Here is a 26,605-nt window from a genome sequence, read left to right as displayed (position 1 = left end):
TATTTGTGATTATTCCAGCATTAGACGTATTACAAAATCAAATTGTGCGCTTGTACCAAGGTAAATACGATACAGCACAGTTTTACCCTTTCGAACTTGGCGCGCGCTTAAAAGAATACGCCGACAGCGGCGCAGGAAAACTGCACCTTGTTGATTTAGAAGGTGCACGCGATCCAAGTAAAAAACAGTGGAAACATATTCAAGCTGCAACCAAAGCGCTTAACGTACCGTACCAAGTGGGCGGCGGTATTCGCTCAGAGCAAGATGTAAGTGATTGGCTAAAAGCCGGCGCAAACCAAGTTGTTATTGGTTCAATGGCAGTAGAAAAACGCGAACAAGTAAAAGCCTGGATTGAACAATTTGGCGCAGAGCACTTTGTTATTGCCCTTGATGTAAATAAAACAGCCACTGGCTGGGCACCTGCTACGCACGGTTGGTTAAGTGAATCTGAATTTGGTTTACTTGAGCTGGTTGATTTTTATGTGAGCTTAGGCGTTATCGACTTCTTATGCACGGACATCAGTAAAGATGGCACAATGACGGGCCCATCGTTTGAGCTTTACGAAGACCTAACTCGCCACAACAGCACAATTAAAGTGCAAGCCTCAGGTGGCGTAAGCTCACTGGATGATATTAAAAAGCTTAAAGAGCTAGGTGTGGGCGGCGTTATATTAGGTAAGTCACTGCTTGATGGCGCATTTAGCGTTGAGGAGGCACTGGCATGTTATCAAAACGCATAATTCCATGTTTAGACGTTAAAGACGGCCAAGTAGTTAAAGGCGTTAAGTTTAAAGGTCATGAAGTTGTTGGCGATATTTTAACAATGGCTAAAGCCTACAGCGAAGCTGGCGCAGATGAACTGGTTTTTTACGAGATCAGTGCAAGCGTTGAAAAACGCCTACTTGATGTAAACTGGGTAGAGAGTATTGCACGCAATATCGATATTCCATTTTGTGTAGCCGGCGGTATTAAGTCAGTGGCTGATGCAGCGCGTGTACTTGAGCGCGGTGCTGACAAAATAAGCATTAACAGCCCAGCTATTGCACGCCCTGAACTTATTAAAGAATTACACGATGAGTTTGGTAAGCAATGTGTTGTAGTCGGCATAGACAGCTTTTTTGATGAAATTACCGGCGAGTATTTAGTGTATCAATTAACTGGCGATCCTAATGCATCAAGCCGTACGCGTTATAAAACGCAAGAATGGGTTAAACGCGTACAAGACCTAGGCGCAGGCGAAATTGTATTAAACTGTATGAACCAAGATGGTGTTCGTAACGGTTACGACAACGAGCAACTCAGTAAAATTCGCGAGCTATGTCACATTCCTTTAATCGCCTCTGGCGGTGCGGGTAGCATGCAAGATTTTGTTGATGTATTTAAACAAAGCAAAGTAGATGGTGCATTAGCAGCCAGCGTTTTTCATAAAAATGTGATTAACATTGGCGAACTTAAACAATTTTTAACAGATAACCAAGTGGCAGCAAGATTATGCAAGTAACACAACAAAACCAAGATCAAGTCGATTTCGCTAAAAGTGAAATGATCCCTGCTATTATTCAAGATGCCCGCTCTGGTGTTATTTTAATGCAAGGATTTATGAACAGCGAAGCGTTAAAAGTGACGCTTGATAGCAATAAAGTGACGTTTTACTCGCGTTCAAAATCACGTTTATGGACTAAAGGTGAATCTTCAGAAAACTACTTAAACGTAGTATCTGTGCATACAGATTGTGACTACGATTCAATTTTAGTACTTGCCAACCCAGAAGGCCCAACGTGCCACTTAGGCACACAAAGCTGTTTTGGCGATGAAGCAAAACCAAGTTTAAGCTTTTTAGCACAGTTAGAAGATGTGATTGTAGCGCGTAAAAACGACGACCCTGAAAAAAGCTACACTGCCTCATTATTTGCAAAAGACTTAAGCCGTAGTTGTCAAAAGGTAGGTGAAGAAGGCGTAGAAGTTGCCCTTGCCGCTATGAAACACGATAACGATGAGCTAACAAATGAGTCTGCTGATTTAATTTATCACCTTACTGTATTGCTACAACGCCAAGGCTTAGCCCTTGAAGATGTAGTTAAATGCTTACAAGGTCGCCATAAATAGCACCTGCTAAAGCAAATTACAAAAGGCTCATATTTATATGGGCCTTTTTGTTTTTCGCTTTTAGTTGAGTAAATTATGTATGGTATAGTGCGAGGCTCAATTAATCGGTTACTGTGAACTATGAAAAACTATATTACTCCCTCCTTCGTCGCATTTATTTTAGTTGTCGCGTTTATTTTAGCAGGCTGTACCAGCAAAACTAATCAGACTACAACTACAGCAACCACTACTACAACGAATCAGTCTGTAAAAACCACAGTAATACTTGATGAATGCAGCCCAATAAATAATCTAATAAGCAGTTATGAGTCTGGCTTTAATTCAATCAAAACAGATAAAGTAACTAACCAGTTTACTAATCAATGGCGTACTAATACTCATATTATTGGGGCAGCCTGTACTGTTACATTAAATAAGTCAGAGCAAGCAAGCTATCAATGCCAAACGCCTGTTAAAACACAAACTAAAACAATAAAATCTCATCAAAAACTAGCTCTACAACTGCGCCAATGTTTAACCAAAACAGGTTGGTTTGAAAGCCAAAAAGAAACCGCAAGTTCAATTTATAGCACCTTTGTACTTGATACTAAAACCCCAGTAATTACACTCTCTACCAATCAAGAAGGTAATGGGTTCACTACTCGCTTTGAAATTGCACCACCGTTAGGGCTTTAATTATGCGCCAATTAAATCAAAACAAAAAACCATCTAAATTTAAAACCGATTGCTTAGGAATATGCGAAAGGCGCAGCGGTTACTGCACCGGTTGCGGCCGTACCAACGAAGAAATTTTTGATTGGATAATATTATCTGAAGATGAAAAAAAAGCGATTTTAGAAACACCACGAGCAGATGCTAACCCATAACAAATAAAGCCCCTAAATGTTAAAAGTAACAGTTAACTGATTAACTAAAAACTTTTTACTTGTTGTGCTTATTCATTTTAGTTGCGCTAATACAACTTTTGACTACTTGCTCAAATGAGTTATTAATATCTATATTTATAACATTGGGCTCGTCTTCTTTTGGTACTTCTAACGCTTCAAATTGGCTTTTGAGTAAATCAACAGGCATAAAATGCCCTTTTCTGTCCTGCATACGGCTTTTAACCAGTTCAAAATCACCATAAAGATGTAAAAAGGTAATGCCTATATTTCCGTCACATATTTGTTCTCGGTATTTCTTTTTTAATGCTGAGCAAACTATTACCGCGACTTCATTTTTCTTTTCAATGCTAAATGCAGCATCACGTATTCTTTCTAGCCAAGGCACACGATCAGCATCATTTAAAGGCTGCCCAGATGACATTTTTAATATATTAGCCTTGGGATGTAAGTCGTCTCCGTCGATAAATTTAGCGCCAATGCGCTTTGCTAATGCATCACCCACACTTGACTTTCCTGTGCTTGAAACCCCCATTACAATATAAACACGACCTACATTTGTGTTACTCATCTATTTACCCTCGCCTTAATTTAATAATTAATTATTTTCAATGTATATATTATATTGAGTTACGGGTAACATGTTACCCGTAACAAATGCGGAAGTGAAGTTAAACACACACTAAACATCATAATTCACACTGAATATAAGTAGGGAAAAATGTCAGATTTATCATTAATACTAACAGCGGCAGGCTCCATATTTTTATTGCTTTTCTTAGTAATGAAAGTACGACTACATGCTGTCGTCTCTTTGATCCTTGTTTCTATGATTGCAGGATTATTTTCAGGAATGAGCCCTGAAATAATTGCCGCTACAATTCAAAAAGGAATGGCTGGAACACTAGGCTTTGTAGCGGTTGTGGTCGCTTTAGGTGCCATGTTTGGCAAAGTAATGGAAGAAACCGGCGCGCTGGATCGTATTGCCCACACACTTTTACATCGTTTCGGAGAAAAAAACGCTAATTGGGCGCTTACCTTTACGGGCTTTATTTGTGCCCTACCCCTGTTTTTTGATGTAGCCGTTGTACTTTTAATCGGTATTGTTTTTGCTGTGGTAAGAAAAGGCGGTGGCAGCGTTGTTAAAATTGGTATTGGGTTACTTGCTGGGATAGCGTCTTGTCAGGCGTTTCTTATTCCTGCGCCAGGGCCGATTTTGGTTGCCTCTCAATTAGGCGCTGACTATGGTTATATGATTTTATTTGGCCTTATTGCTGCCATACCAGCAATGATTATAGGAGGTCCAATTTGGGGCTCTATTATTTCTAAATCTATTCATGTAGAACTCCCACAGCACGAACAAATCGACGATAACCAAAAAGTTGGTAAAGGCACGCCTAGTTTTGGATTAGCATTAGGTTTAATTGCTTTGCCATTAATTATGATTAGTTTAAATACTATTGGTAGTCGCTTTGTTGAAAAAGACTCTGATTTATATAATTGGTTAGCCTTTATAGGTCATCCATTTACTGCAATTTTAGTTGCCTGCCTAATGGCATTTTATTTGCTCGGCGCAAGGCGCGGTGTCCCTAATGCTAGAATCATGGAAATTTGTGGTAGTGCCTTACAACCTGCGGGAATTATTATTCTTGTCACTGGTGCCGGTGGGGTATTTAAACAAGTATTAGTTGATTCAGGAGTAGGTACGGCACTGGGTAATTACTTAGCTGGCTCAGGCTTACCGATTGTAATACTCGCTTTTGTATTATCAGCCGCTGTGCGGGTTATTCAAGGATCTGCGACAGTAGCTATGCTTACAGCGTGTGGCTTAATTATTCCAATGCTTCAGCCTTTAGGCCTTGATGGAGCGCAGCTTGCAGCTGTTACCATCGCTATTGGTGGGGGCTCTATTGTGCTCTCTCATGTAAACGACTCAGGATTTTGGTTAGCGAGTCGCTATCTCGGTTTGAGCGAAATGCAAACTCTTAAAACGTGGACGGTAATGGAAACCATTATTGGGTCTGTTGGCGCACTTGTCGCTATGATTATTTCTCTGTTTTTGTAAAATTATAGTCTGTAGAGTTATCAACGCACACATAAAAATTACCTGAGCCTTTTGTTATTTAGGCTCAGGTAATTAGGCTCATATAATTTGAGTATTTAAACACTCTCACCTAGATGAACTATATAACCAGTATCAATTACTTGCTTATAATTCATGCTAGTATCCAAATCGGAATTAATCCGGCTCAACAATTCTCTTCCCGCAACATTACCTATCTGATAACGAGGGGTGATCACACTTGCTAATTGAGGCACCATTGCTTGGCCAATATCATGACCATGAAAACCCACAACCCCCATTTGGCTAGGCACTAAAATATTGTTTCGCTGGCACTCAAAAATAGCGCCAATTGCTAAATCATCATTAGTACAAAACAAACAGTCAGTATTTGGGTAGTCAGTACGCGCTTTTTGTAAAAGTTCAGCGCCTAAACTGTAAGATGAAGCTTGATCAGTCATCACACTATTAGGCGTAAAGCCTTTAGCTAACATAGCATCTGAATAACCTTGAAATTTTAGGCGTGTTCGCACATCAAGCCTTGCACCTATATAAACAATATTACGATAGCCTTTATTTAAAAGCGCTGTCGTCATATCAAAAGCAGCTTTAACATTATCAAAACCAGCCGCTTGCTGCATAGGAGAGTGATGAGTATCCATTATTTCAATCACAGGTACGCCTGACATCTCAATCATTTTTAGCGTTCTGTCTGTGTGTGTGGTTTCTGATAAAATTAAACCATCAACGTGGTACGACAATAAATACTCAACCCGTTTTTCTTCAATTTCAGGGTTGTAACCATAATGGGCCAACATTGTTTGATACCCTGCAGGTCCAGTCACATCTTCAATGCCTTTTATAACTTGAGAAAATACGTGGTTCGTTAACGATGGAACGAGTACACCAATAGAGTAGCTTTTAGCATTAGAGAGTAAATCAGGGGCTTTATTTGCAATGTAGCCTAGCGTATCAATAGCTGCACTAATTTTAGTGCGAGTAGACCCTGATACTTTTTCGGGATTACGTAAATAACGACTCACCGTCATTTTGGTTACACCAACCGCATCGGCAATATCTTGAAGAGAAGAACGTTTGTTTTTTTTCATCACACACAATTAAATAAAATGTTACTTGTAACATACCAACTATTGTGAAAAACCACTACTTTTAGCCCTTTTTATTTGGGTTAAAGTAATAAATATTTAGCCTACCGCCTGTATTTACACTGTTGCTAAATGAATGTCTAAAAAGGTTTAGAAAACCTAAACCTTTTTAGCAAACGATACTGTATTTACAGTAAAGCTGAACAAGCATTTCTAATTAATGTAATTTTAAGCTTTATCGAGCGCTTGGCTTACATCTGCCATTATATCTACAATGTTTTCAATACCGACTGACAACCTAATTAAATCGCGGCTTACGCCTGCATTTGCTAATTCGTCATCATTTAATTGGCGGTGTGTGGTTGACGCAGGATGACACGCAAGTGACTTAGCATCGCCAATATTAACTAAGCGTAAAATCATGTTTAGTGCATCAATAAAACGAGTGCCAGCCTCTAGCCCACCAGCAATGCCAAAGCTTAAAATACCGGATGCTTTGCCACTGGTAATTTTTTGACTCATTGCGTTATACGGGCTTGATTTAAGCCCTGCGTAATTAACCCAAAGCACTTTTGGATGATTTTCTAAATACTCAGCTAATTGCTGTGTATTTTCGCAGTGGCGATCCATTCTTAAGCCTAAGGTTTCAAGGCCAATTAAAATGTCAGATGCGTTTTTAGGTGCAAGCGCTGCGCCGGTATTTCTAAGTGGCACTACTCTACAACGTCCAATAAATGCAGCTTCAGCAAAGGCTTCGGTATAAACCACATTGTGATACGACGGATCGGGCTCGTTCATCATTGCAAAGCGCGTAGCATTCGCTTTCCAGTCAAATTTACCTGAGTCTACAATCATCCCGCCAATGGCAGTACCGTGCCCGTTTATATACTTTGTAAGTGAGTGAACCACTATATCGGCGCCCAGCTCAAATGGGCGGCATAAATACGGCGTAGCCACGGTATTATCAACAATAAGCGGCACACCTTTGCTGTGTGCAATACGTGCTAAGCGTTCAATATCAACAATATTGCCTGCCGGATTACCAATAGATTCACAAAAAACAGCGCGGGTGTTGTCGTCAATTGCATTCTCGAACGCGGTAAAGTCATCGGCTTTAATCATGCGCGCTTCAATACCTTGCCTAGGTAAGGTATGTGCAAATAAGTTATACGTGCCACCATATACTTGGCTGGTACTCACAATATTAGTGCCTACTTCACACAAACATTGGATAGCATACGTAATAGCAGCCATCCCAGAGGCAACAGCCAGCGCACCAATGCCCCCTTCCATCGCAGCAATACGTTGTTCAAGTACGGCATTGGTTGGGTTCATTATGCGGGTGTAAATATTTCCAGGTACTTTTAAATCGAATAAATCAGCGCCATGCTGCGTATTGTCAAATGTATAAGAAGAAGTGTGATAAATAGGCACGGCAGCCGATTTGGTCGTAGCCTCAGATTCGTAACCGTGGTGCAGTGCTAATGACTCTAATTTCATAATTATTTCCTTCAATTAATTTACCACTAAGCTAGCACTTCTTGGCTATAAAATGCACATGAAATATATTAAAGGATGTTGAGGTGGTTTGATTTAAGTTAAAGGTGGATAAGAGAGAAAGCGTACGGCTAAGATGTAAGATGTGCGAAGTCAAAATTTTCTCCCTTGATCTAATTACTTTAGATGGCATTCGACCTATATTTAATACCACAAAGTAACCCACATAGGCTTATAGTTCCCTAAAATAAACTATTTATGTTTGAAAAATTAAATGCTCTAATGGAGTTCTATATTAAAGGGAAGTTTATATGATTTTAAGAGAATACGAGCGTTTTATTGTCGAATGTGAGCTTGTAGTTAGCATGACACCAAAAGAAGCTCCTTTTATAGGCTTTGAAGATAGCAATCATTATCTAGTTAAATATATTAATTCTGGTAATGCAGTCTACAAGATGTTTAATGGACGAGTATCAGTAAGAGCAGTGAAAGCAATCGATAATGATGATTCTATTTCTATATTGTTTATATACAATGATAAGGATGCATCTGACCCCTCATTTAGCAATGATACAACTGGAAGTGTCAGAACAGAAAAAAAGTTAAAGGATGAGGGTATTGCTGTCTCTGCGCATTTAACTGTTATGAAAAAGCCTGCTAGTAAAAAATTTAAAAACAGCTGTTTGGCTTTGCTGGAAGAAGTTCCGGGGCTCAACCGAAGAAATATTGCTTCAGCACTAACTCATTTTTTTAAAGAAGCGACTGATTATGAATGCGACTCACCTAACTCTAAAGGTAAGATCCATCCCAGACAAATAATTAGTCTAGACTCTTGCGCTACACATAATCTTAAAGAGTTGATGAAAACTGGTAAACTACGTGGTTTCACGGCTGTTCAAAGCTCAGTCAATGAACGTTTAGATGAAGATAGTGAGATCCCTGTTTTGATCAAAGAGCGGACTATGAGGTTAGGTGTTGGCTCTCTAATGGGTGATAAAGCCGTTGGTGTCATAGAGCAAGTTCGAAAGAAAGTGCTTGGTGAAGAATACAGTAAACTACGTGTAAGCTATACTGATAAAAACGGCCGTAACAAATCTATTGATATAGATGCACGAGAAGAAGATGCATTATCTAAAGGGTATAGCAAAGTAGTCAAAGTAGAACTCACAGACCTCATAAGCCAATGTGAAGACACTATTCATGATGACTTAAATAATAAAATGCTTACTCACCTAGCTAGTATGGGAAGTTCCGAAGATGATTTTAGATAAACTATTTAAGCCTATTTCATATATTCGTATTAAGCATTACGAAAAAAGCTGGTTTGATTTTATTTTACCTCTCGGGACTACGCTGCTTTTTTTCTTTATAATTTATTGTCTTTCAGAGCCCATCAGATTACTTGGTAAAGAAGGATTAGTTTCGCTAGTTAATGGGTTACTACAAATATTAGCGGGATTTTATATAGCATCGATGGCTGCTATAGCCACGTTTAATAAGGAGGGTATGGATGATATTATGGATGGTACTCCTCCAACTCTTAATGGTGTAGAACTTACTAGAAGGCAATTTTTAACTTATCTTTTTGGTTACTTAGCTTTTTGTAGTATATGTTTATATTTTATCGGCGGATTTGCCCAATTAGCAAGTCTAAGCTTATTTCATTTAGTATCCTTGTCATCTCCTTTTCTTAAAATATTACTTGTTGGTTTATATATTTTTGCTATCTCAAACATTATGTATACGACAGTTTTGGGAATGCATTTTATGATTGATAAAATTCATAGAAAAAAAGTAGTGATTAGAGATAATAAAGCAAATGAAACATCAGATAATTAAATTTGCTTAAATTAATAGAAAAGACGATTTCAATTTAGATCTTTGCTTATTTGACTTTACTCGCGAAATTAGTAAGACACCCATCTAAATTATTTTGGTTTTTTGCTTTTCTGCGCGAGGTAAATTCCCGCCACACAAGAAAAACAATTAATCAATTAACTCCCAACAAAAAAGGCGCTTCCTTTACGGTAAGCGCCCTTCTGTTATCTCACTAATTACTTATTTTACGATTGTCATTTCGTCTAACAAGTTTTGTGCATTATCTACTTTATCCATTACCCACAGCATGTAGCGTGAATCAACGTGGATTGAGCGATTAAGCTCAGGGTTGTAATCCCAATCACCAATAATACTTTCGTAAACACCGTCAAACAGTAAGCCTACAAGTTCTGCTTTACCGTTAAGTGTTGGTGAACCTGAGTTACCACCGGTAGTGTCTACATTTGATAAAAAGTTAACGGGTACTGTATTCATACCGCCCGTGTAATCACCGTAAAGCTTCGCTTTGATTTGCTCTTGTAACTTTTTAGGTGCATTAAATGGGTCAACATCGGTGTTTTTAGCTAGTAACCCCTCAAGTGATGTAAACGGCGTTGCTACCAAGCCATCTTGAGGTGAATAGCCGCCTACGGTGCCATAGGTTACACGTAGTGTGCTATTCGCATCGGCGTATACAGGTTTGTTTTTAGCTTTGTTAAACGCAATGATTGCGCTCATTAGCTCTGGGCGAGCGGCTTGTAATTTACCTGCAAGTGCTTTTGATTTATCTTCCTCAGTTTTCATTACTTTAAAGATTGCTTTAGCGTACTGCACAAATGGGTCTTGGCTTTGATTTAGCTGGCTAAACGATTGCTCAAATAATGAATTACGAACAGTGGCATTATCAAGTCTTGACTGTTCATACATGCTATCAAGCAATGCGCTTTGGGTTGCTTTATCAAACCCATTTTGTACTTTAAATACGTTATCAACGTCGCTAAAACGCTCTTCTTTTGGAAGTGCTGCATATAGCTCTAAAAAGTGCAGTAAAATAGCTTTGTCTACTTTGCTATCATAACGGCGCGTCATGCGCTCAAGCCCTGCTTTAATGCGCGGTAAGTCACGTTCTTGATAACCAGATTCACGTTCGCTATTTGGCTTTTGTTTTTCGTAAGCTAAGCGGTATAAACGTCGTGCTGTGCTGATCATTTGTGAGCGGTGCACATAACCTAACATGCGGTCGCGTTCACTGTGCTCTTGTGATTGCGCAATTAGCTCAGATAGCTCACCTAATACGCTTCCGTATTGCTCTTTACGCTCACCGTCACTATTGATCCATTGTGTTAGATCTTGCTCAAACTGTTTTTTGCGCTCAAGCATAGTGCCTTTTTTGAAGCTTTCGATCATCGAACCATAGTTTTTAATATAGTTGTTATAACCTGCAATGGTGCTTTCGTAAGCAATACGCGCTTTACTGCCGTCTTCTGAGTTTTCTTCAATAAGCGACACGTATTTTGAGTTATGAACGCGTGCTTTAGGGTAACTGTCGTTAAATACGTTATCTACCTCTGTTGCAATGCGGTAGCGGTTAGTACGCCCTGGGTAGCCTGTAACCATTACAAAGTCGCCTTCTTGCACGCCTTTGGCACTTACTTTTAGGTAAGAGTCTGGTACGTAAGGTACGTTGTCTTTGCTGTACTCTGCAGGTTTTCCATCTTTGCCTACATAGGCACGGTAAAAACCAAAGTCGCCTGTGTGGCGCGGCCACATCCAGTTATCTATATCGCCGCCGTATTTACCTACGCCCATTGCCGGTGCATAAGATAAACGTACGTCTTTTATTTCAAGTGACTTAATTAGGTAAAACTCTAAACCACCGTGAAACGAATATACATTACAACGATAGCTTTCATCAGCTTCACATTGTGCTACTAGTGCTTTTTCGTTTTTTTCGAGTGCATCGTAGCGTGCTTTTGCTGTTAGCTCGTTAGTACCTTTAATTACTTCATCTGTTACGTTGGTAACCGTTTTTGTTACGTATACGCGTGAACCCGGTGCTGCTGGTAAATCCTCAGCAGGACTTTTAGCTAAAAAGCCATTTTCTAAAATGTTGTTCTCAGGCGTTGAGTTATATTGTACTGAGCCATAAACACAGTGATGATTTGTAACCACTAAGCCTTTTGGCGATACAAACGATGCTGTACAGCCACCTAGGCTAATTACCGCATTCATTGGGAATTCGGTTAATTTAGAAATAGATTCAACATCAATTTCAAGCCCTTTGGCTTTTAAAATTGATTCTAACTCTGGAAGTTGGTGTGGTTGCCACATGCCTTCGTCGGCTATGGCACTACTTGAAAGTGATAAAGAAAATGTGGCTACTAATGTAGCTACAAGAGGTTTTAAACGCATTATAGAATCCTTTTTATTTGTTTCTATAACAGGTTACTCGCGATGGGACAATAAGGTCAATAGCCGTGCAATGAATTGTTACAATCGAGTGTTTAATTTTACTTTTTATCAAAATTCATCGAAAAATCAAGAAACTGTTTTGCTGGTAATGGTTTACTAAAATAGAAGCCTTGCATAAAATCACAATCCAATTCGTTTAATAAAGTATGCTGCTCTTTTGTTTCTACACCTTCGGCTACCACTGTCAGTCCTAAGCTGTGCGACATAGCAATAATTGCCTTTACGAGATTACAATCTTCATTGTTTAGTACAATACCATCAATAAAACTTCTATCTATTTTAAGTACATTAAAAGGGTATTCTCTCAAATAACTTAATGATGAATAACCTGTACCAAAGTCATCCATTGATAAGTTAATGCCTAATGCAGTAATTTCAGTCAGTATATCAACAACATTAGTGTGGCAACTCATCAATACTCCCTCAGTTATTTCAAGCTCTAAACTTTCGGGGTTTACGTTTGCTTCACTCAATGAGTTTTGAATAAAACTGAGCAACCCTACGTCTCTAAATTGGCGAGGAGATAAGTTAACAGCCATGGTGTATTTTTGTTGGCGTTTGCAGGTACTTTGCCATGTGTTTAAAAAGTGTAATGCTTGGCTAATTACAAACTTACCAATAGATACAATTAATCCTGTATTTTCGGCAATAGGTATAAACTCATCGGGTGTTACATTACCTAGCACAGGGTTATGCCAGCGTAATAACGCTTCTACACCAATGATGTGTTTATTTTTGGCGTCAAATTGGGGCTGGTAGAATAACTCAAATTCATTACGCTCAAGGGCGCCACGCATCTGCTCTTCTATTACTAGTCGGCGCTGAATAATTACGTTCATCTTTTTAGTAAAAAATGAATAAGTATTACGACCATATGATTTTGCTTGATACATTGCAGTGTCAGCATTTCGTAATAAATCAGCAACGGTTGTACCATTTTCTGGGTATATGGCTACACCAATACTCGCTGTTAGTATGTGTTCCCGGCCCTCAATTTTAAAAGGGGCTCTAAAGTTATTGACCAGTTTTTCAGTAATTTTTAGCGCTGCATGGTGATCAGTTATACCTCGTAGTAATACGATAAACTCATCTCCACCTAGGCGCCCTACCGTGTCGTCTTTTCGCAGTGCCTCTTGTAGCCTTTGCGCTGATTCAATTAAAAGTTTGTCTCCTGTTTCATGGCCTAAAGAGTCATTTATTTTTTTAAAATCATCTAAATCCAAAAACAGTACTGCCGCTTTCTCGTTATTTCTTTGTGCTTCAATAAGTAATTGCGACAAACGATCAAGTGCTAAAAAACGATTTGGGAGTAAAGTTAGACTATCGTAATACGCTTGATGTCTAATTATTTCATCTGATTTATGCTGTTCTGTAATATCTCGAATAATAACCATTAACTGGTTATGTTCTGTTATTTTATTTATTCTTGCTTCAAAAAAAACGAGCCCATGGGGCAAAGCTAGCTCGTATTTAAAGCTCATCATCTGCTCTTTTTCTAATACAAGGCTGATATAGGTTTCAAATTTTTTGGCTACATCTTGAGGGAGTACATCACCCATTTTTTTACCAATAAATTGCTTTGGCTTGGTGTAGAGATCGGTCTCATTACTGGCATGATACTCAATAATAGTTCCATCATTTTCCATCAAGAAAAATAAGTCAGGAATTGCTCCAAAAATAGTTTTTAGCATATGCTCATTAAATGACGCATCTGCTTGTGCCTTTTTAACCTCAGATAAATCAATATCAATACAGTACATTTGTTTTGTATTATATTGATTTGTAAACATAACATGGCTGGAAAAAACCGATACACTGTTTCCATCTTTGTCTTGTAAGATAATTTCAGATGCTGGAATTTCTATATCTTTTTTTACCCAATCACTATGTGCGTTTATAACTAACTCACACATTGGCTCTGGAATTATAAGGTCTTCTATTTTTTGTCCTATGGCTTCTTCTTTGGTATATCCATAAAGTCGCTCACTGCCTTCATTCCAATAAATAACACGACGTTCATTGTCATAACCTTGAACAGAAATAACATTTACCGCATCAAATAATTGATGCAAATAGTCGTTAATTACAAATTGATGGGTTAAGTTTGAAGTCGGGTTATCTAATTTCATTTTGAGGCTATATCCATAAATAATTTTATTTAATAATAGAGAAATACTAAATAATAATTAAATTTAATTTTAATATTAAATTTCCATGTACATTATATACGCCATTATACAAAACAAAAAAAGAGCCGAAGCTCTTTTTTAATAATTGTTAACTATATTTAAACGCTATAAAAACTGAATTTATTTTTTTGTCACATCATTTGGATGTTCCACGCCAATCCATGCTTTGAATAGTGCTTTTTGCTCAGGCGTTGCCTCTTTATCAGCAACTACTTTTTTAGGCTTATCAAAATCTTCTGATAATACTAATGTTAAGCTTTCAAGAGCATCGCGACGAAGATAGTCAATGGTTACTTTATCGCCTTTTTTAAACGTTTCTAAGCTGGTTTTTAAATCTTTACCTACGTGATGTTTGTTTATAGCGACAATTTTATCATCGGTAGTTAAACCTGCTTTCCACGCACTGCCACCACGGCGAACGTAACTTAACGTAAGTAACTCGCCTGTGTTTTTAGCGGTAGCATCAATGCTTGCAAGCGCTTTTGCTTTTTCAGGACGTTCAAATTTCAAGCCTACTTTAGTAAGTAAGTCGTCAAAGTTAATACTTGCAGGCGACTCAACATTTTCTTGCCACCAGCTTGAGTAATCACGCCCTGTTAAATCTTTTAAGATATTAAGTACATCTACATCTGTAAAACCAGCTGGCATTTTATGATTGTTATAAAGTGCTTTGTGTACGTCGCGATAGCTTATTTTACCTTGGCTTTTTTCTAGCAAGTCGATATCTAAAACTAATGAAAGTAATGAACCTTCTGAATAAATATTAGTGCTGTAGTTACGTGCATGATCGCCACCTTGGTTAATCCATTTATCAAAGCTTGTTTCGCTTGCGCTTTGCACTTCACGGCCCGGTGTTTGTAAATGACGATTAATAGTTTTACTCATCACTTTAAAAAATTCATCTGTGGTTTCAATACCAGAGCGAACCATTAAATGATCTTCAAAATAACTTGTTGAACCCTCTGCAATCCAAAGCAGTTTAGAGTAATTCATATTAGTGTAATCGTACGGCACTAAACCTTGAGGGCGGTATGCTTTAACATTCCACGTATGAACAAACTCATGCGCAGCGGTGCTAATAAAGGCTAGGTAATCTTCGCGGCTACCAAATCTATCGCGTGGACGTTGAATAATTGTTGAGTTTAAATGCTCTGTTGCACCACCAGCACCCGACGTAGCATGAACCATAAATACATAACGTTCATATGGGTAGCCATCCCAAATTACATTACCAGTAGCAACTAATTTTTTAAGATCGGTAAGCATTTGCTCTACATCGTAGTTACCGTCGCCCCATATAACTAAATCGTATTCACGGCCATCTACTTCAAATGTGTGTAGTTGGTTAATACCCGTTTCGATTGGTGAATCAACAAGCACGTCGTAATCTGCTGCTTTAAATGAATTTTTGCCTTTTAAATTATCCATACCCGATACAGAGCGCCACTTTTTAGGCACTTCTAAATTAACGGTTACTGGCTCTTGGCGAAATGATTCACTAAACATAAAAAAGCCTGATGCATCTATAAATGCATGGCTGTCGTCAATGTGGCGAGCGCGCTTACCAAGCTCATTTGCATACACCTGGTAGTCAACATTAACTTCGGTTGGCTCATTAAGGTGTACACGCCATGTACTGTGATCAATTTTTTCCCATTTTAACTCTTTACCATCTTCATCTTTAGCTTTGAAGTAACGAATGCCATTGGCAAGGTTTAGCATTTCGTAGCGACCCGTTCGCCATGCAGGAAGTTTTATATCAAGATGTGCTTGCGCTGTTTTTGGAAACTCAACACTTACATCGCCTAAATGATGTTGTGGTTGCGAAATTTCTAAAGAATAATTTACATCGGCAAATACAGGTGCTGAACATGCAGCTAAAATAGATAGGGCTAATAACTTTTTCATAGAAACTCTTAGTGGAAACTTAATTGCCTGCAAGACTAGCAAGCCCCTATTTAAAAGTGAATTAAATACGACAAATTGCCCCGTATACGAGTTTATACGTAGTAGCTTATTAAAATTTCTAAGTTTTTTACTAGATAACTACACATAATAAAAATTTGTTGTAAACTGAAGATAATAAAATTAATTTGATGGCGGTACGCTTAGGTGTCTGAAAGATCTAATCCAACAGATAAAAAACTCAAACAAGCAATTGATGCTCGTATGGCTATTGAGAGTGCACGCAAACATCAAGTGGATATTTTGTGCGACTTTGCAGCTAAACTTTCGCTAAGCTGTAAAGGGCTTGATATTGAGTTAGATAATCGCCTTGCTAAATTTAGAAGTGCACTCAATAAAGGTATGAGCTTTGAAGACCTCTCCCCCCTTGTTAGTGAAACTTTGATATTACTTAAAAATCAAGAATCGATTCAGCAAGCTCAGCAACGTGATTTATTCAACAGTGTACAAAATGCAGGTAAACAGTTACAAAAAACTAAAGGTTTACCTGACGATACTCGCAGAGCCCTGAGAAATTTACTCGATCAAGAGATTAATAACGTTCAGTCAACCCATGGCTATATTCCGCTACTTGATCAACTTATTCTCTTTTATCATGAAGCATTGCTAACTAAGCAAGACCCTCAAGCCGATAATCAGCGCCCTGTAAAACAAGCTCGTGCAAAAAAACTACTTGAGCTAGCTAACGAACTTATACTTGAAGAAGAAGCTACACTACAAATTAATAGTATAAAAAATAATATTACGGAAAGTGACACCATCGACGCATTACTCGATGTTGCGATTAACATAATTGAAGTCGTAGTAAAAAACATTAGCAAAGAGCGTAAATCTGCACAAAGCTTTTTAGTTTCATTAAATCAAACCCTCGAAGATCTACATAATTCTATTGTCTCTACTAGTAGACACTCAGAATCGATGAGTATTGAGTTTGATTCGTTAAATAAAAGCATTGAACTAAAAATAAAAAACCTCAACGAACAAACACAAAAAGCAACGTCAATCTCATCTTTAAAAGAACTTGTAGATAACGAATTAAAATCACTAAGCGAAGATTTTCTAGCAAAAGAAAAGTTAGAACGAAAAGATAGAGAAATGCTTAGCACTAGCTTTAGTGAAATAAACAAACGAATTGTTACTTTAGAAGATAAGTTAACAACGTATAAAAAACGTTTAAACGAACAGCGCTTTAAAAGTTTACTTGATGGGCTTACAAAACTGCCTAACCGAGCTGCATTTGATGAACGTTACAATCACGAAATGCATTTGTTTAATGTGCAGCCATCAGATGTTACGCTTGCGGTTATTGATGTTGACCACTTTAAATCTATCAATGATAGATTTGGCCATACCGCAGGTGACATTACCTTACAGGTTATATCAAAAGCGTTGCAAAAATCGGTAAGAAAGTCCGATTTTATAGCGCGTTACGGCGGTGAAGAATTTGTATTGTTAATGCCAGGTGTGTCGCTTGAAAACGCAACATTACCTCTGGATAAAGTAAGAAAGGTAATTAAAAATATACCTTTTAAATTTAGAGAAAAACAAATTGAGATCACTATTTCGGTAGGTGCAACTCAGTTTAAAAAAGGCGATACTCTGTTAAAGGCATTTGATCGAGCAGATGATGCTCTTTACGAGGCCAAAAATTCAGGACGAGATAGACTTTGTACCAGTAAATAATGTCATAGCCATTATAAATTTTATGACAAGTAGTTTTTTACGATTTAGCAGTAAGGAGAACGTCTATGTTAATACAGTTAAACCCAACTGGGGTTTTAGATTTACTGTCGCAATTAGAAGTTGATTTATTAGAGCAATCTTCTGCTAGTGAGCGTTATAAGTTATTTAAAAACTGCGTACTAGCAGTGCTTAATGTAGGTAGCCATACCGACGAAAGTAGCGATATATACGACAAATACAAAGATTTTGATATTCGTTTAGTAAGCCGCGAACGAGGCATTAAAATTGAGCTTGAAAACCCACCCGAAACCGCATTTGTTGATGGCGAAATAATTACCGGAATTCACGAGCATATATTTTCTGTTATTCGCGATATTTTGTTTATTTGTCAAAAATACGAAAAAGATTTAAAAGAGCAAAAAGCCATTACTCATATGGTATTCGATATGCTCAGAAATGCAGGTGCATTGCGTGTTAATAGCGAGCCAAGTATGGTTGTATGCTGGGGCGGACACTCAATAAACGAAGTTGAATATAAATACACAAAACAAGTAGGTTACGAACTGGGCTTACGTGGATTAAATATTTGTACTGGTTGTGGCCCTGGTGCCATGAAAGGCCCAATGAAAGGTGCCACTATTGGCCATGCAAAACAGCGCAATACCAATAACCGTTACTTGGGCCTAACAGAGCCAAGCATTATTGCTGCAGAGCCACCAAACCCTATTGTTAACGAATTAGTTATTTTACCTGACATTGAAAAGCGCCTTGAAGCTTTTATAAGAACAGCTCACGCTATTATCATTTTTCCTGGTGGTGCAGGTACTGCAGAAGAATTACTATATTTATTAGGCATATTACTTCATCCAGATAACACCAAACAATGTTTGCCTGTTATTTTAACTGGCCCTAAAGAAAGTGAAGCGTACTTTAAAGAGCTGTGTGAATTTGTTGAAATGACGCTTGGTAAAGAAGCATTAGATAAGTTTGAAGTTATTATTGATAATCCTGAGTTAGTTGGACAAAAGCTAAGATCGGCTATGGCCAATGTTCGTGATTACCGTAAAAGCGAAGGCGATGCCTACTACTTTAACTGGACGTTAAAAATCGATAACGATTTTCAACAACCTTTTGCACCAACACACGAAAATATGGCAAGTCTTGATTTACATCTTGATCAACCAAAGCAGTTATTAGCGGCTAATTTACGCAGAGCTTTTTCAGGTATTGTAGCTGGAAATGTAAAAGACGAAGGCGTTAAAGCCATTAAGCAAAACGGTCCATACATTTTAAGTGGCGAGCCTGCCCTTATGGAAAATATGGATACGTTATTACAAGCATTTGTTGATCAAGGCCGTATGAAACTCCCTGGCAGCAAATACATTCCGTGTTACAAAATAAAAGCATGAGTTTTATAGTTTGAAACCCCATTTACTTCTTATTGATGCGCTTAATTTAATTAGGCGCATTTACGCCGTTGACGCTAATCAAAAACATCACAGCGATGAACAAATGATACAAACGTGCTGTGCACGTGTAGCTCATGCGTGCAAAAAGCTTTTAGATACAAGTAATGCAACCCATGCGATTGCGGTATTTGATGGTGACAAAAGCTGGCGTTATCATTTTTATAAAGACTACAAACACTCCCGTGCCCCAATGCCTCAAGTGCTAAAAGATGCCTTAGAGCACTTTAAAACCGCAATAGAAGAAACCGGTATTGTTGTATTTGAGCCTATTAACGATGAAGCCGATGACATTATTGCAACGCTTGCGTTTAAGGCATCAAATAATCAAATAGCTAATACTGTTGTCTCTACTGATAAAGGCTTTTTACCCTATATAGGCCCCTACATTACAGTTTATGATTACTTTAAAAAACTCTATTTAGATGAGACAAGTATAAAAGAGCGTTTTGGTGTTGAGCAAAATAAGCTCGTTGATTTTTGGGCTTTGGCTGGTGATAAAACAAATGACATTCCGGGAGTAAAAGGAATAGGTACTAAGTCTGCGCAGCAAATAGTTAATAACTATAATTCAATTGAGCATGCGGCCGAAGATGAGTCTCTAAGCCCGAGTATTAAAGCAAAGTTAGCCGCTAATATGGATATGTACGTAATCTCAAAGCACTTGGTTAGTTTACGCACCGATATAAATTTAGGCTTTAGTTTAAAGCAGTTAAGACTTAATTAGTCGCAAGTTAATAGCCTCTAAACATTACAAAACGTATACTATTATTAGTTACCGGAGTCAGAGTAAACCATATTGAAAAAATTTATCCGATATTTAATCTTAGGTTTAGGGCTATATGCACTGATAGCAGCGTTGGTGATCACCTTTTATAAAGACGATCCTCAGGCTATGATCTGGCAAGACCGAGAAGCTTTTAATAAACGTTATATCGAAAAACTATCACTTGAGCAGCCAACAACACTAAATACTGTGCTTGATTATTTAGGCAGCCCCGACCTTACTTATGCCAAACGAGATGGTGAACAGGTATTTCAGATAGTTTTTTACCGTACACAGCATAAAACATCTGACGGTATAACCACTATGGATGAATGTACTGGGTTATTATTTAAAAATGGGCAGCTATTTTTATGGGGTCCTAGTGCATATAATAAATATCAAGAACAAAATTAGGTGAAGGTTTAATGGATGAAGCTGTTTCAACTACTTTAGAGCAGCTGCTTAATAATACGCAGCTGTTTTTAAGCTATTATAACAATAAACAAAAATGGACAGCCTTATACCCCATGGCAAGTAAGCTAGCTGAGCAATATAGAGTGCTCTATAGCGAACAGCCATTCGCATTACAAGCTCGTTTAACACTTTATAATCCTAATTATTCTTATGCCACCAACTTAGTTGTTAGCCAGAGTGTAATAACCGCTGCACTTTGTAAATCTCAACACTATAACAATGCCCTAAGCGAGCTATACATAGCGGCTTCACTCATCGAGCATTTATGTGTTGGAGCGCAATTAAACAAGCTCTGTGAGCAAACACCTTTTCAAGACTCTGATAAAAACATATGGAAAATGCGTCATCAGTTAGCTGCTAAAGTAATGTTATCCAGTGGCGATTCTGCCAAACCCGTTACGCAATTATTAGCTAAGTTAAGTAAATATAAACAAGCATTGGTAAGTGCTCCTAAAATAATGCTTTACGATGGGGGCATAACACTAATTGCTTTAGCAAATATTATTAGTATGAACATTACTAGTAATACGGCTAATAAACACATGAGTTTATTTAAAGCACTTACTGACTTGTATATTCGCACACCAAATTTGTTTGCACTGCAGCTAATCAAATCACTTATAGCTCATTTGGGGCCACTGTTACCGGGAAGCCGCGTTTTTTATGCCGAGCAAACCATGATTTATTTAGCGACTGATGCGCAGCAAAAACATATTTTAATTAGTACCGCTAATCCAAATAAATTGGCTTGGTTTAGCGTTAAAGCAACCCTTAACGACAACCCAAAACAATGGCATTGCGCTGATAAAACCATTAGCTTTAAAGTGTTTAACAGTGAACATGTTAAGTCAAAAAGTGTGGTTGGCGTTGATAAAGCACAGTCTTTACTTGAACTAATAAGTAATATTAAGTCACAGCACGAATATAGCTATAAAGGGCTAAGCCAGCTAATGGCGGCTCACCCTCAGGTAGTTGCTAATTTATGTGAGGCAGTAAAACCTTATAATAAGGAGCATCAGGCCGCTAAAGACTTAAAGCATAGTTTATCGATGGTCGGTTATTATAATGCACCTGCGATAATTCAAAGAGTTGTTTTTGAGCAATTAGTTAATGTTACCCCACACCCTCTGCAAGCCTACGTTACTAACAGATTAAATGGTTTAGTGAAAATAATGGCCTTATTAGTCAGTAAAAATAAACACGACCAGTTTGAACACATTACATTACCTTTATATGCTTATGCTCATTTTTTATTAACGCAATGCAGTACACAGCTTTCTCGTAAAACGCTGATTGACGACACACCAAATAAAACATTGAGTGCCCCTATTTGCTCATTTTTTGGAGTAGATTCAATTAATAACGAGCAACTAACGCAACAGCTTACTCATTTATTAAGTGACAACCCATGGACAACGGCACTTTTAGAAGCAGAGCAAACACCTAAAAAACACTTAACTGATTCTCATAAACTCTGGATCACACTTAAAATTGTTGCCCAGAGTGTTTTTAAACCAGAACTTGCGCTAACAGCGTGGCAACTGCAAACATTAAACGAACAACTGAAAATACTAAATTGGCAAAACCCAACTGATTTTAATCAAAAATTAGAATCTCTCGCGTTATTTAATTGTATTTAATTTATGGAAACCTATTTAACGTCTTTATACCCATTATAACTTTGGTGTATACCCAGTATTTCTTGTATAAACTAGCAAAATGGGTGATAAGTTGATATAAATGCGCCCTTAAATTTTCAAGCACGTTCACATAAATGATCTAACAAGCGATTACTCTCTCAGGGTAATAATTTATGTGCAAATCAAACTCTTTAAAGGAAAAGTCAATGGCCAAACAAACCATCACAGTGATCAAAGGCGACGGCATCGGTCCGAGCATTATCGACTCAGCACTTGAAATATTAAAAGCCGCAGGTTGCGACTTTGATTATGAATTTGTTGATGCTGGCCTAGCTGCACTTGAAAAAACAGGTGAGTTACTTCCACAAGACACGGTTGATACAATAGCTAGAAACAAAATCACTCTTAAAGGCCCATTAACAACGCCTGTAGGTGAAGGTTTTACGTCTATTAACGTAACACTTCGTAAGCAATTTGGTTTATACGCTAACGTACGCCCTGTTAAATCATTTGTTGGCACTAAAGCGCGTTACGACGATATTGATATCATTACTATTCGTGAAAATACGCAAGGTATGTACTCAGGTGCAGGCCAAATAGTAAGTGAAGACGGTAATGAAGCAGAAGCAAAATCGATAATTACGCGTGAAGGCGCAGAAAAAATCGTAACTTTTGCATATGAGCTAGCGGTACGTGAAGGTCGTAAAAAAGTAACTGCTGTTCATAAAGCTAACATTTTAAAATCAACATCTGGTTTGTTTTTAAAAGTAGCACGTGAAGTAGCTGAGCGTTACCCACAAATTGAATCAAATGAAATGATTGTTGATGCAACGTGTATGAAACTGGTAATGACACCTGAAGAGTTTGACGTAATTGTTACGACTAACTTATTTGGTGATATTTTATCTGACCTTTGTGCTGGTTTAGTTGGCGGTTTAGGTATGGCTCCAGGTGCTAACATTGGTGAAGACGCTGCAATTTTTGAAGCTGTACACGGTAGTGCACCAGATATTGCTGGCAAAAACCTAGCTAACCCAACATCTGTAATTTTAGCGTCTATCCAAATGCTTGAGCATTTAGATATGGGCGATACAGCAGAGCGTATTCGTAGTGCTGTTGCTGATGTAATTAAATCAGGCGACCGTACAACTCGCGATTTAGGCGGCAGCCACGGTACAACTGATTTCACTCAATCAGTAATTGACCGTTTATAATTAATATTTGTTATTAATTTAAATAGCCCGCTAATTTAGCGGGCTTTTTTTTATTTGCTAGCTGCGCTTTATCCTAGGTAAGCATAAAAGTAATAACACTAATAAACCTGCCAATGATCCGCCACTTGAACCCGAACTACTTTGTTGCTTTTGCACTGTAAGAGATAACTCTTTAGTAAAAGTATCATTTGTTTGAGTATCAGTAACATTCAACGTTACACTAAATGCACCGCCAGTCTGATAAGTATGCCTTGGGTTTTGTAAGTTTGATACCGCACTGCCATCACCAAAATCCCAACTGTAAGTATAACTATTAAAGCCGCCAGTTACTTGCGCATTAAATTGAGCGCTTAAATCATTTACTGTAACGTTTGCGTCTATGCTAAGCGGAACAGTTGCCGTTACATCAACCGCTTTAGTTTGCTCCGTGCCTTCGTTATCTGTCACTGTAAGCGTTACTTGGTAATCACCAGAGTATAAATAATTATAAGTGAGCGATTGCGTCGTTAAAGTACTTCCATCCCCTAGCTGCCAATTATAGGTATACGGTGCGACTCCACCTGTAAACGAAGCTTGAGCTGTTAATATTCCTTGGTTTATTTCATATTCAATTTCATTTACAGATAATGGCTCAACTAATGTAACTTGAGCTATAGCTACTTGCTGTGAAGTATCATTACTTGCCATAAACTCAACGCTATAGGTGCCATAGTCTTGATATTCATGAGTAGGCGTTAACTCTGTGCTTGAGCTACCATCGTCAAAACTCCACGTGAATTTATCCGCAGGCGTGAGTGCAAAACCTTCTACATTAAAATTAACGATTAAACCTGTTTTGGTAAAATTAATACCTTTAGTAACATCGTAATTAAGCTCTACTTCTATATCTTCACTATCAGCTGACTGGCTTATAATATTAAACCCAAAGCCAACCTGTGGGAGGGCAACGCCCGATGACTGTTGCGCTGAAAAGCTATAGTCGGTTTTATCAGTAAACTCTGTAATAGCAGATAAATCATCATCACCTAATCCAGCTCGCTGTGGATATAAACTAAAAGCAGCATCACGAATTTGAATTGCTGAAGCAGCCGGAGTTTGCGTACTGCCTTTATTTATCGAGCGCTGATCAGCATCTACCACTAATGCAAAACCACTACCTGGATGCTCTGTCGTGTTGTTATCTGCTTGAGATTCATTGCTATACCACAATAATAATCCCGGTGAGTACTGCTCTGCTTGCAAACTACTGTCAACGCCTGTGTATGAACGCAATTGTAAATAGTAATGTGATGGCGATGCATATGTGTAACTACCTATTTTTTCAAAGCCATTAAACTCGGTGTTAATTTGATCTTGTGCATTATTTTGCCAAATTAAAGTATCACTTTGCACAATACGCATATCATCCACAACAAAACCATAATAATGTGTGTTCGCATCTGTTATGTATTCAATTTTTAGATCAATGATTTGCCCAGCATAAGCTGATAAATCAAACTTATGAGTTAAATAGCCGTTAGGTTGCTTAGCATCACTATTAAAAAATGAATCACCTGATATATACGGACCAATGTCACCATAGTATGGGTTAATTGCTTGCGTATAATTACTAGCAATAGGCTCCCCATTTACTTTTACCTGTACTAAATCATAGTCGCGCTCAATACTGTAATAAGCAATAAAGCTTAAAGTAAGTGCCTCAGTTGTGTTTGGTAGCGTTACTGTATTAACTAAGCTGTTACTAACATTGTCGCCCGTATTTGAATAGTATTGAAAATCGCCTTCTACTGGCGTTTTAAATTTTTCGAGTCGAGATGGCAGTGTTATTTTTATTTGGCTTTGTAGTTGTGAAGTACTCGCAGTATTAATTAATGTTTGCTGTGCGTTAGCATCTATCTCATCCATATCAAGCGTGAGCTGATTAACCCAATTACCCTGGTATCGATTTTGTAAATATTCAAGCGCATAAGGGCTAAACATAACAGGCTCTGAGCCTCGTGGAGAACCTGCCCAACTTCCTGTCGACATAACTGACCAAGACGCGACAGGCTCACCTACCGTGTTAGATTGTAAGTCGTATTCATCTAATAATCCCAAGTCATGCCCAAACTCATGTACCACCACGCCAATCCCAGCATCAATTGGATTAATTGTATAACCAAAGAGCTTTATATTGCTGCCTGCAATCTCGCTCGGCCCGCTACTTTCATCAAATACATAGTAGCGGTGCGACCAAATAGCGTCGGTGCTTAGGTAGCCACCACCCGCTTCCTCGCCAATACTTGAATGAAAAATCATTACATGGTCAATAATGCCATTGGGTTCGTTAATAATTCCATCGCCATCAATATCATCTAAATCGGTTAAATCATAATCGGCTAAATTAATATTAAATTGTGCAACGGCTTTTTCTACCGCTTCTTTGACTAAAGCGGGCGCATTTTTATCACGCGTACTGCCTTGGCGTTCACCATATGTTTTTGCATTACTATCAGCGGTTACCCAGCCATATACTTGCCCGTTAAAGTTTAAGCTATTACCAGACGCTGCTTTATAATAATCTGCAGCCGTTGATAAGCTTTGTCCATCAGGGCCCGCATAACCTTGAGTATTAAAAAGCATTTGCTGATAGTGTTCAGTTGAATAATCAGCGTAAAACATGTCGGTGTCTTGCTGTACAAGTCGATCATCGTCATGTTTGAGGTCAGGAAAATCAATTAAGATAGCTAACACTTTTACATCATTAACGCTTTGATCAGGCACTAGCGACGTTGAAAAAGCGGCTTGTTTTTTATTTGTGTTTGAAAAATCCGTAGAGGAAGATTTAAATCGCCTAAAGCCATTTTTAATTGAGTGATTGGCAACTTCTTTGTTACTCATATATGACTTAAATGAACTATCTAACTCACTAGAGGATATTTGGTCTCTTTTTTTAAGCCAATATAAAATACGTTCTTCGTTAGTTATACCAACATCATGCGGGCTTAAATTATTAGCCGCTACTATAGGGCTTAATAGCGTAGTTAAAAGCGCAATTAACGTCACTTTTTTCACTGTGTTTTCCTCAAACATAATTATGTAGTAATCATACCTAATAATAGAAATTTAAACATGCGATAAAAACATATAGTTAACATGTGCAATAAAAGTTAATGGTCTTTCACACTCTTTTATAACTAAAATCAAACACACAACCTAAAACGCATAATTTCTGCTAGTTAACTCAGTTAAATACAGTATTTCTGCAGGTTTAAATTAAAAAA

General features: G+C 38.0%; 21 protein-coding genes. 14 read left to right on the top strand and 7 right to left on the bottom strand.

Going from position 1 to position 26,605, the window contains the following annotated elements:
* Nucleotides 1-5 precede the first annotated feature (5 nt).
* The 5 genes from I6F48_RS05095 (at nt 6) to I6F48_RS05075 (ending at nt 2,972) form a co-directional block, all read left to right on the top strand.
* On the top strand, nt 6-740 hold the full coding sequence (locus tag I6F48_RS05095; RefSeq protein ID WP_002960267.1) for a 1-(5-phosphoribosyl)-5-[(5-phosphoribosylamino)methylideneamino] imidazole-4-carboxamide isomerase: 735 nt from the start codon (nt 6-8) through the stop codon (nt 738-740).
* Nucleotides 722-1,501 (top strand): imidazole glycerol phosphate synthase subunit HisF, encoded by a 780-nt coding sequence (gene hisF / locus I6F48_RS05090; protein WP_033038393.1) that lies wholly within the window; start codon nt 722-724, stop codon nt 1,499-1,501. Before I6F48_RS05095 ends, hisF begins: the two co-directional genes overlap by 19 nt.
* Nucleotides 1,492-2,106: a bifunctional phosphoribosyl-AMP cyclohydrolase/phosphoribosyl-ATP diphosphatase HisIE gene (gene hisIE / locus I6F48_RS05085; protein WP_197118964.1), complete on the top strand. Its 615-nt coding sequence runs from the start codon at nt 1,492-1,494 to the stop codon at nt 2,104-2,106. The genes hisF and hisIE overlap by 10 nt, the downstream gene beginning before the upstream one ends.
* A 120-nt stretch (nt 2,107-2,226) precedes the next feature.
* A complete protein-coding gene (locus tag I6F48_RS05080) occupies nt 2,227-2,781 on the top strand; it encodes a hypothetical protein (protein ID WP_197118963.1) in 555 nt (184 codons plus the stop codon).
* 2 nt (nt 2,782-2,783) lie between these two features.
* The gene (locus I6F48_RS05075; protein WP_197118962.1) at nt 2,784-2,972 is read left to right on the top strand and encodes a DUF1289 domain-containing protein; all 189 of its coding nucleotides are present in this window, start codon (nt 2,784-2,786) and stop codon (nt 2,970-2,972) included.
* Between the two features lie 55 nt (nt 2,973-3,027).
* Here the strand turns inward: I6F48_RS05075 and I6F48_RS05070 are convergent, their stop codons facing one another.
* On the bottom strand, nt 3,028-3,561 hold the full coding sequence (locus tag I6F48_RS05070; protein ID WP_197118961.1) for a gluconokinase: 534 nt from the start codon (nt 3,559-3,561) through the stop codon (nt 3,028-3,030).
* A 150-nt stretch (nt 3,562-3,711) separates the two neighbouring features.
* Here I6F48_RS05070 and gntU point away from each other — a divergent pair, with 150 nt between their 5' ends.
* Nucleotides 3,712-5,055: a gluconate transporter gene (gene gntU / locus I6F48_RS05065; RefSeq protein WP_197118960.1), complete on the top strand. Its 1,344-nt coding sequence runs from the start codon at nt 3,712-3,714 to the stop codon at nt 5,053-5,055.
* A gap of 95 nt (nt 5,056-5,150) precedes the next feature.
* Here gntU and gntR read toward each other — a convergent pair whose 3' ends face one another.
* Both gntR and I6F48_RS05055 read right to left on the bottom strand, forming a co-directional pair.
* Nucleotides 5,151-6,161, bottom strand: a complete 1,011-nt coding sequence (gene gntR, locus I6F48_RS05060) for a gluconate operon transcriptional repressor GntR (protein ID WP_197118959.1) — start codon at nt 6,159-6,161, stop codon at nt 5,151-5,153.
* A gap of 225 nt (nt 6,162-6,386) precedes the next feature.
* Nucleotides 6,387-7,658, bottom strand: coding sequence for an O-acetylhomoserine aminocarboxypropyltransferase/cysteine synthase family protein (locus I6F48_RS05055; protein WP_197118958.1), 1,272 nt, complete (start codon nt 7,656-7,658; stop codon nt 6,387-6,389).
* 308 nt (nt 7,659-7,966) lie between these two features.
* Between I6F48_RS05055 and I6F48_RS05050 the strand changes: the two genes are divergently transcribed.
* Nucleotides 7,967-8,926 (top strand): hypothetical protein, encoded by a 960-nt coding sequence (locus I6F48_RS05050; protein ID WP_197118957.1) that lies wholly within the window; start codon nt 7,967-7,969, stop codon nt 8,924-8,926.
* The gene (locus I6F48_RS05045; RefSeq protein ID WP_197118956.1) at nt 8,913-9,494 is read left to right on the top strand and encodes a hypothetical protein; all 582 of its coding nucleotides are present in this window, start codon (nt 8,913-8,915) and stop codon (nt 9,492-9,494) included. Before I6F48_RS05050 ends, I6F48_RS05045 begins: the two co-directional genes overlap by 14 nt.
* Before the next feature lie 219 nt (nt 9,495-9,713).
* Here the strand turns inward: I6F48_RS05045 and I6F48_RS05040 are convergent, their stop codons facing one another.
* From I6F48_RS05040 to I6F48_RS05030, 3 genes are all read right to left on the bottom strand, one after another.
* Nucleotides 9,714-11,885 carry a S46 family peptidase gene (locus I6F48_RS05040; protein WP_197118955.1) on the bottom strand — a complete coding sequence of 724 codons (2,172 nt, stop codon included), beginning with the start codon at nt 11,883-11,885 and terminating at the stop codon, nt 9,714-9,716.
* Between the two features lie 98 nt (nt 11,886-11,983).
* Nucleotides 11,984-14,074, bottom strand: coding sequence for a bifunctional diguanylate cyclase/phosphodiesterase (locus I6F48_RS05035; RefSeq protein WP_197118954.1), 2,091 nt, complete (start codon nt 14,072-14,074; stop codon nt 11,984-11,986).
* Between the two features lie 180 nt (nt 14,075-14,254).
* The gene (locus I6F48_RS05030; protein ID WP_197118953.1) at nt 14,255-16,042 is read right to left on the bottom strand and encodes a M61 family metallopeptidase; all 1,788 of its coding nucleotides are present in this window, start codon (nt 16,040-16,042) and stop codon (nt 14,255-14,257) included.
* Nucleotides 16,043-16,246: 204 nt separating this feature from the next.
* On the opposite strand from I6F48_RS05030, the gene I6F48_RS05025 reads away from it, so the two are divergent.
* From I6F48_RS05025 to I6F48_RS05000, 6 genes are all read left to right on the top strand, one after another.
* A complete protein-coding gene (locus tag I6F48_RS05025) occupies nt 16,247-17,782 on the top strand; it encodes a GGDEF domain-containing protein (protein ID WP_007580677.1) in 1,536 nt (511 codons plus the stop codon).
* A gap of 65 nt (nt 17,783-17,847) precedes the next feature.
* The gene (gene ppnN / locus I6F48_RS05020; RefSeq protein ID WP_197118952.1) at nt 17,848-19,191 is read left to right on the top strand and encodes a nucleotide 5'-monophosphate nucleosidase PpnN; all 1,344 of its coding nucleotides are present in this window, start codon (nt 17,848-17,850) and stop codon (nt 19,189-19,191) included.
* 10 nt (nt 19,192-19,201) lie between these two features.
* A complete protein-coding gene (gene xni, locus I6F48_RS05015; RefSeq protein WP_024609155.1) occupies nt 19,202-19,975 on the top strand; it encodes a flap endonuclease Xni in 774 nt (257 codons plus the stop codon).
* 69 nt (nt 19,976-20,044) lie between these two features.
* Nucleotides 20,045-20,428: a DUF3192 domain-containing protein gene (locus I6F48_RS05010; RefSeq protein ID WP_024591078.1), complete on the top strand. Its 384-nt coding sequence runs from the start codon at nt 20,045-20,047 to the stop codon at nt 20,426-20,428.
* Between the two features lie 11 nt (nt 20,429-20,439).
* Nucleotides 20,440-22,128 (top strand): hypothetical protein, encoded by a 1,689-nt coding sequence (locus I6F48_RS05005; protein ID WP_197118951.1) that lies wholly within the window; start codon nt 20,440-20,442, stop codon nt 22,126-22,128.
* A gap of 206 nt (nt 22,129-22,334) precedes the next feature.
* Nucleotides 22,335-23,342 carry an isocitrate dehydrogenase gene (locus I6F48_RS05000; RefSeq protein WP_007580684.1) on the top strand — a complete coding sequence of 336 codons (1,008 nt, stop codon included), beginning with the start codon at nt 22,335-22,337 and terminating at the stop codon, nt 23,340-23,342.
* A 57-nt stretch (nt 23,343-23,399) separates the two neighbouring features.
* Here I6F48_RS05000 and I6F48_RS04995 read toward each other — a convergent pair whose 3' ends face one another.
* Complete coding sequence (locus tag I6F48_RS04995; protein WP_165728003.1) at nt 23,400-26,396, bottom strand: immune inhibitor A domain-containing protein; 2,997 nt, start codon at nt 26,394-26,396, stop codon at nt 23,400-23,402.
* Nucleotides 26,397-26,605: the final 209 nt, after the last annotated feature.

Origin of the sequence: Pseudoalteromonas sp. SWYJ118 (assembly GCF_015864505.1) — a bacterium.
GTDB classification, from domain to species: Bacteria; Pseudomonadota; Gammaproteobacteria; order Enterobacterales; family Alteromonadaceae; genus Pseudoalteromonas; species Pseudoalteromonas arctica.
The sequence above is the reverse complement of the archived record's forward strand: the minus strand, read 5'-3'. Positions and strand labels throughout refer to the sequence as shown.

Coding starts and splice junctions, on each gene's coding strand:
- I6F48_RS05050 (WP_197118957.1), top strand. CDS start 7,967: ATGATTTTAAGAGAATACGAGCGTTTTATTGTCGAATGTGAGCTTGTA.
- I6F48_RS05000 (WP_007580684.1), top strand. CDS start 22,335: ATGGCCAAACAAACCATCACAGTGATCAAAGGCGACGGCATCGGTCCG.
- I6F48_RS05070 (WP_197118961.1), bottom strand. CDS start 3,561: ATGAGTAACACAAATGTAGGTCGTGTTTATATTGTAATGGGGGTTTCA.
- I6F48_RS05035 (WP_197118954.1), bottom strand. CDS start 14,074: ATGAAATTAGATAACCCGACTTCAAACTTAACCCATCAATTTGTAATT.
- I6F48_RS05045 (WP_197118956.1), top strand. CDS start 8,913: ATGATTTTAGATAAACTATTTAAGCCTATTTCATATATTCGTATTAAG.
- I6F48_RS05005 (WP_197118951.1), top strand. CDS start 20,440: ATGGATGAAGCTGTTTCAACTACTTTAGAGCAGCTGCTTAATAATACG.
- I6F48_RS05075 (WP_197118962.1), top strand. CDS start 2,784: ATGCGCCAATTAAATCAAAACAAAAAACCATCTAAATTTAAAACCGAT.
- I6F48_RS05040 (WP_197118955.1), bottom strand. CDS start 11,885: ATGCGTTTAAAACCTCTTGTAGCTACATTAGTAGCCACATTTTCTTTA.
- I6F48_RS05055 (WP_197118958.1), bottom strand. CDS start 7,658: ATGAAATTAGAGTCATTAGCACTGCACCACGGTTACGAATCTGAGGCT.
- I6F48_RS05030 (WP_197118953.1), bottom strand. CDS start 16,042: ATGAAAAAGTTATTAGCCCTATCTATTTTAGCTGCATGTTCAGCACCT.
- hisIE (WP_197118964.1), top strand. CDS start 1,492: ATGCAAGTAACACAACAAAACCAAGATCAAGTCGATTTCGCTAAAAGT.
- gntU (WP_197118960.1), top strand. CDS start 3,712: ATGTCAGATTTATCATTAATACTAACAGCGGCAGGCTCCATATTTTTA.
- ppnN (WP_197118952.1), top strand. CDS start 17,848: ATGTTAATACAGTTAAACCCAACTGGGGTTTTAGATTTACTGTCGCAA.
- I6F48_RS05080 (WP_197118963.1), top strand. CDS start 2,227: ATGAAAAACTATATTACTCCCTCCTTCGTCGCATTTATTTTAGTTGTC.
- hisF (WP_033038393.1), top strand. CDS start 722: ATGTTATCAAAACGCATAATTCCATGTTTAGACGTTAAAGACGGCCAA.
- gntR (WP_197118959.1), bottom strand. CDS start 6,161: ATGAAAAAAAACAAACGTTCTTCTCTTCAAGATATTGCCGATGCGGTT.